This is a genomic window from bacterium (assembly GCA_024226335.1).
Classification (GTDB): domain Bacteria; phylum Myxococcota_A; class UBA9160; order SZUA-336; family SZUA-336; genus JAAELY01.
On sequence record JAAELY010000223.1, the window covers coordinates 1 to 4702 of the forward strand.

4 protein-coding genes are annotated in these 4702 nt (G+C 62.8%); 3 read left to right on the forward strand and 1 reads right to left on the reverse strand.

Annotated elements, in window-relative coordinates; translation table 11 throughout:
* The first annotated feature begins 353 nt into the window (after nucleotides 1-353).
* The gene (locus GY725_10850; GenBank protein ID MCP4004684.1) at nucleotides 354-1676 is read left to right on the forward strand and encodes a hypothetical protein; all 1323 of its coding nucleotides are present in this window, start codon (nucleotides 354-356) and stop codon (nucleotides 1674-1676) included.
* A 1-nt stretch (nucleotide 1677) separates the two neighbouring features.
* Nucleotides 1678-3660 (forward strand): hypothetical protein, encoded by a 1983-nt coding sequence (locus GY725_10855; protein MCP4004685.1) that lies wholly within the window; start codon nucleotides 1678-1680, stop codon nucleotides 3658-3660.
* Here the strand turns inward: GY725_10855 and GY725_10860 are convergent.
* Entirely contained in the window at nucleotides 3538-4278 is a 741-nt protein-coding gene (locus GY725_10860; GenBank protein ID MCP4004686.1) for a hypothetical protein, read from the reverse strand. The two genes, GY725_10855 and GY725_10860, sit on opposite strands and share 123 nt — an antisense overlap.
* Here GY725_10860 and GY725_10865 point away from each other — a divergent pair.
* Nucleotides 4277-4702 (forward strand): hypothetical protein (locus GY725_10865; protein ID MCP4004687.1); only part of this gene is annotated, 426 nt, incomplete at its 3' end. The genes GY725_10860 and GY725_10865 overlap by 2 nt on opposite strands.

Below are 4702 nucleotides of genomic sequence, written 5' to 3' on the forward strand. Positions count from 1 at the left end.
CAGCGCTCTGAGTCGTGGACATGGCCTGCTCCCCTCCTTCACAGGTTCTGGAGGCCGGATTCTGGGCACCGCTGGGGGGCTCCGGCTCGTTGGGGGCAGTTTGAGCGACCTGGCCACCCACTAAAGGTGTCGGAGAGCCTGTTTTCGGTCCATACGGGAGTGCTGGAAGCGTAGCGCCGTAGCGCCTACGAACTTCATCAGCTAAGTTCGGTGTTCGAAAGAGAGACTCTTCCCGTCATCCACTCGATCGTTCTATGCTCCAGATCTTCACAAGCTCCCAAGCCCGAGGTTACGTTTTCAAGCGATCCGGGCAGCTCCTCGCTCTCCTGGTGACCTGCATCACGATGGCACCCATGGCTCGATGCCAGCAGGTCGTCTACGCAATGTGGGACTATCGGATTCGGAACGCTCCGCAGGCTGGCCCCACGGAGCTGATTCGTGAGTCCGAGGGGTACGGGCTCGGGAACGGCGCATCGCGCGAGAACCGCATTACCCGCGAGTTGTGGTTCTTCGGGACCAGTGACCCGAGCCTAGGTGGCCTGCCGAACCCGCTCGGGGAAAGTGGCGGCCCGAACGACGAAGACTGGACGATTCATCTGGTGGTCGACGGACCGGAACCGATTCCCGACGCGGTCGTCGCGGATGGCGTGCCGCTGGAACCTGCAATCGACGACATCGTCCTGCGGGATCAGTCCGACCAAGTGATTCCATTCAACCAGACGAGCATGTCCTACCAGATTTTCATACCGGCCGGTACCGAACGCGGCGATGCGGCGACGCGCGTGAGGATCGATGCTCCCGCGCCTGGGAGCGGTGACGGGGACGCACCGCTGGAAGAGACGAGGCTGGTCATCGACCGAGTCACCACCAGCGCCACTCCCTCCTGGATCACGGTCCTGCCGGGTTGGAACGACAGAAGCCGCTACCTGTTCGAGGACGGAAACGGTGGCACCGGCGAACTCTCTATCGGAGTCGACTGCTCGGCGATCATGTGCCCTCCAATCGACTGTGCCAATGCTTCGATCGCATCAGATCCGCGTTCTTTGGTGTTGCAGATCGGCCATGCGACGCCGGAAACCGCCCAAGCGACGATCGGGACGACTTGTCCCGGTACTGGGACGAGCGGGCATTGCCAGAAGTCCACGAAGGTCATCGCAGAGGAGAAGATGTCGCCGACGAACATGGGCGAGTTCGGCCTTCGCTTCAAGGATCGCGACACCCAGTCCCTGATTCATGGGGTTTGCGGGTGCAACCTGACTTCGACCTCGTCCGAAATCACCGTACGCTTCACGATCACCGGAGGAACCGCTCGCGTCGATGATGATCCCGCCCAAGTGCCAACCGCAAATGAGGATTTCGGCCTCTTCTACTGTCCGCAAGGATGGTTCTTCGGAAACCAGACGCCCCTCGTCGTGAGTGGCGCTGGGGTCGGCACCGGGACGTTCGACGTGACCTTGACTGCCGGTGACAACCCGAAGTGCATGGGGCTGTCACCTCCGGGCTTTGGCCTTTGCATTCTGACCTACACGAACGACGACGGGGCTGGCACTGAGTGGGAAGACGTCGAGATCAGGGTCGACAACGTGTGGGTGGGCGCACCGTCGGACGGCATGCCCATGTACACCCCGCATGGTTGGAACAACTCGCTACGCTGGATCATCGAGGAAGGCCAGTAGCATGAGAGGTCTGCCTCGCACCGCTGCTTGCGTCAGTTCGATCTTGATCGTCGTCGGGGTCGTCACCGTCCAACGACCAGGCATGGCGCAATGCGTCGAGACACTGATCGAACCCAGCATTGGCGTGCTCAACGACGAGTTCGCTGATCGTCGGGCGATGGCGGTCGATGGCAGTACGCTCGTCGTGGGATCCCTCGCCAGCACGGGACAGAACAACGGCGCGGGACTGGCGTTCGTCTACGAGTACACCGGTGGCGCGTGGGTCGAGACGGACGTGCTCCGATCCGGGCAGTTTGCGTCCTCGCAGGCTTTCGGTCGAACGTGCGCTATTGACGGCGACACCATCATGGTCCGGTCCGTTCGCCAGTTCGCGCCGTATTCGCCTCCCGGCGGAGGAGCCGTCTTCGTCTTCGAACGAGAAGCTGGTGCCTGGGCCCAGACGCAGAGACTCTTCGACCCAACGATCGGTTCCGAGGGTGTTGCGGACGGATTCGGCGCAAGTATTGCGCTGGTCGGCGATACCGCATACATCAGCAACTGGCTACGTGAGAAGGTGCGTATCTACGAGCGCATCGCTGGCGTATGGACCGAAACTGGAGAGATCTCCGATGCGAACGTCTCGGCGTTCCCGCTTCCGTCGGGAACCTCCTTTGGCGGCGGCTCCGTTTCGGTCGAAGGAAACCGAATGATCGTGTCGCACCTCGCCGGCACTACGATTCCACCGGTGAGCGTGCTCGAGTTCGACGGTACGACCTGGCAGGGGATCGCCTCGCTCACGCCTCAGTCGCCTGGGCAGTACGAGGACGCGCCTTGGGTGCAGATCGAGAACGGCACCGTTTTCGTCGGCTCGTCACTCGAGGCTGGTGCGTCTGGCGTTGTTCGGGTCTACGAAGAGGTCGCCGGCAGTTGGCTCGAGACACAGGTCATCGCGCCCTCCAACCTCAGCGCCGTCATGCGTTTCGGCCTGGCCTTCGACGTCCATGGAGACACGCTGATCGTCGGCGCGCCAGGAGATGACATCGGGCCGCAGAATGACAACAACGGTGCGGTGTACCAGTTCTCGCGCCAGGGATCGAGTTGGGTCGAGGAGAGGCGGTGGGTTACGTCTCACCCGCCATCGTTCGACAGCGGTGGTATGGGCACTTCGGTGGCCCTGGGTGCGCACGACATTCTCGCGGGATCTCCAGCGTTCCGCTCAGTCGGACGGGTTCATGTCTTTCCGCTGGAAGAGCCGCAGGGGGTGGCGTTCGGTGATGCACGTCCAAGCTCGACGGGTCTAGCCGCAGTCCTGTCTGCTCACGGGAGCGTCGTTGCGAGTCGAGATTGCCTGACTCTGGGGGTGGATCAGTTGCCGCTCGGACGAACTGGCTACTTCCTGATGTCCCGTACTCAGGGATACTTCCCGCTGTTCGGAGGTTCCGAAGGCGACTTGCTGCTCGGGAGCCCGTGGTATCGGTTCAGCCAAGAGGTCCTGGATACGGGGACAACCGGTCGGGTGTCGTTCCCGCTTCGGTTCGGTGATCTTCCTCAGGGAGTTCTTTTTCAACCGGGCGAGACGTGGAGTTTCCAGCTGTGGTTCCGCGACATGAACCCCGCTCCGACTTCGAACACTTCGAACGGTCTTGCCCTGACGCTCGTGACTCCGGGCGATCCAGCGGTTCAGTTTCCCGTTACGCTCGCGAGACTCGATGAGGAAGCCGCTCAAGTCCCGATCCTGATCACTCTCTCGCAGCAGGTTGAACACGATGTCCTAGTGCCGTACACGGTGAGTGGCAGCGCAACTCTCGGCGTCGACTGGATGATCGACGTACCGAGCCCGGTTGTCGTTCCAGCCGGAGCGATATCGACGACGATTCATCTGTCAGTCTTGGAAGACTCGGAGCAAGAGGGCGACGAGTCTGCGACACTCACGCTCGGCGCCCCACTTGGCGCCGTGGCAGGAACGACGGTCAGTTTCGAGCTTACGATCGTTGACGACGATTGAGACGGCTGCGAGCGTCTCGGCGGTGAGGAGAGGAAGCCACTGTTGTGGTCCCGAGAACTTCGCTTTTCCATCCTGTACAGCGCGTGCCAGCGTGCGATCGACTTCATCGTCCGCGAGGCCCGCTTGGCGAGCCGCGTCGCCGAGTCGAGCAAGAGCCTCCCGCTCTTGGATCTCGCCCTTCTGGATCAGCCCGCCGACGATGAACGCCTGCCGGTTCAGCGTGTCGTTGCGTGTTCCGACCTGTGCCCCCGCGACCACCTCGCAGGCACGATTCAGCTTCTGCTCGCCGGCCGCACTCGGGACTTCCTGGTCCCGCAGGACGCGAAGCACGTGGGGCGGAAGTTCTGCGAGTCCGACATCGTCGGGTGACAGCCCCGGCGCCCACTCGTACGTCACCGAAGTCTCGGGGTGAATCGAGCCCACGAAAACGACTTGGCCACCGTCACCGCGAACGTCCACGTTCGGAGCGAGCTTCCCTGCGGAGTTGCCGATCCCGCCCTCGGGCTGTCCCTCCCGAAAACGCCATCCAAGGGCATCACACCCGCCTGGGCGGGCTTCTGCAGCACCGTAGCCGAGACTGGGTTGCGCGTCCAGATGCCCAGGGGATGATCCTCGAATGCCCGATCTCGCCCTGCTCGTGAACTTGCTTCAGCTCGCGGTGAAGGACCGCACCCAGCTCGCGCTGGAGAACATCGCGCTGCGCCACCAGCTCGCCGTCTACAAACGAACCGTCAAGCGCCCGCGCATCGAGGATCGCGACCGCATCTTCTGGCTGGCTGTCATGCGGATGCTCCGCGAGTGGCGCGAGGCGCTCGTCTTCGTGAAACCTGAGACCGTGGTCCGATGGCACCGCCAGGGGTTCCGCTACTACTGGCGATGGCGGTCGCGCGCCAAGCCCGGCCGACCACCGATCAGCCGAGAAATGATCAACCTCATCCAGCGCCTGTCACGCGAGAACGTGCTCTGGGGTGCGCCTCGCATCCGAGACGAGCTCGCGCTGCTCGGGCACACGGTCGCGGAGTCGACCGTCGCGAAGTACATG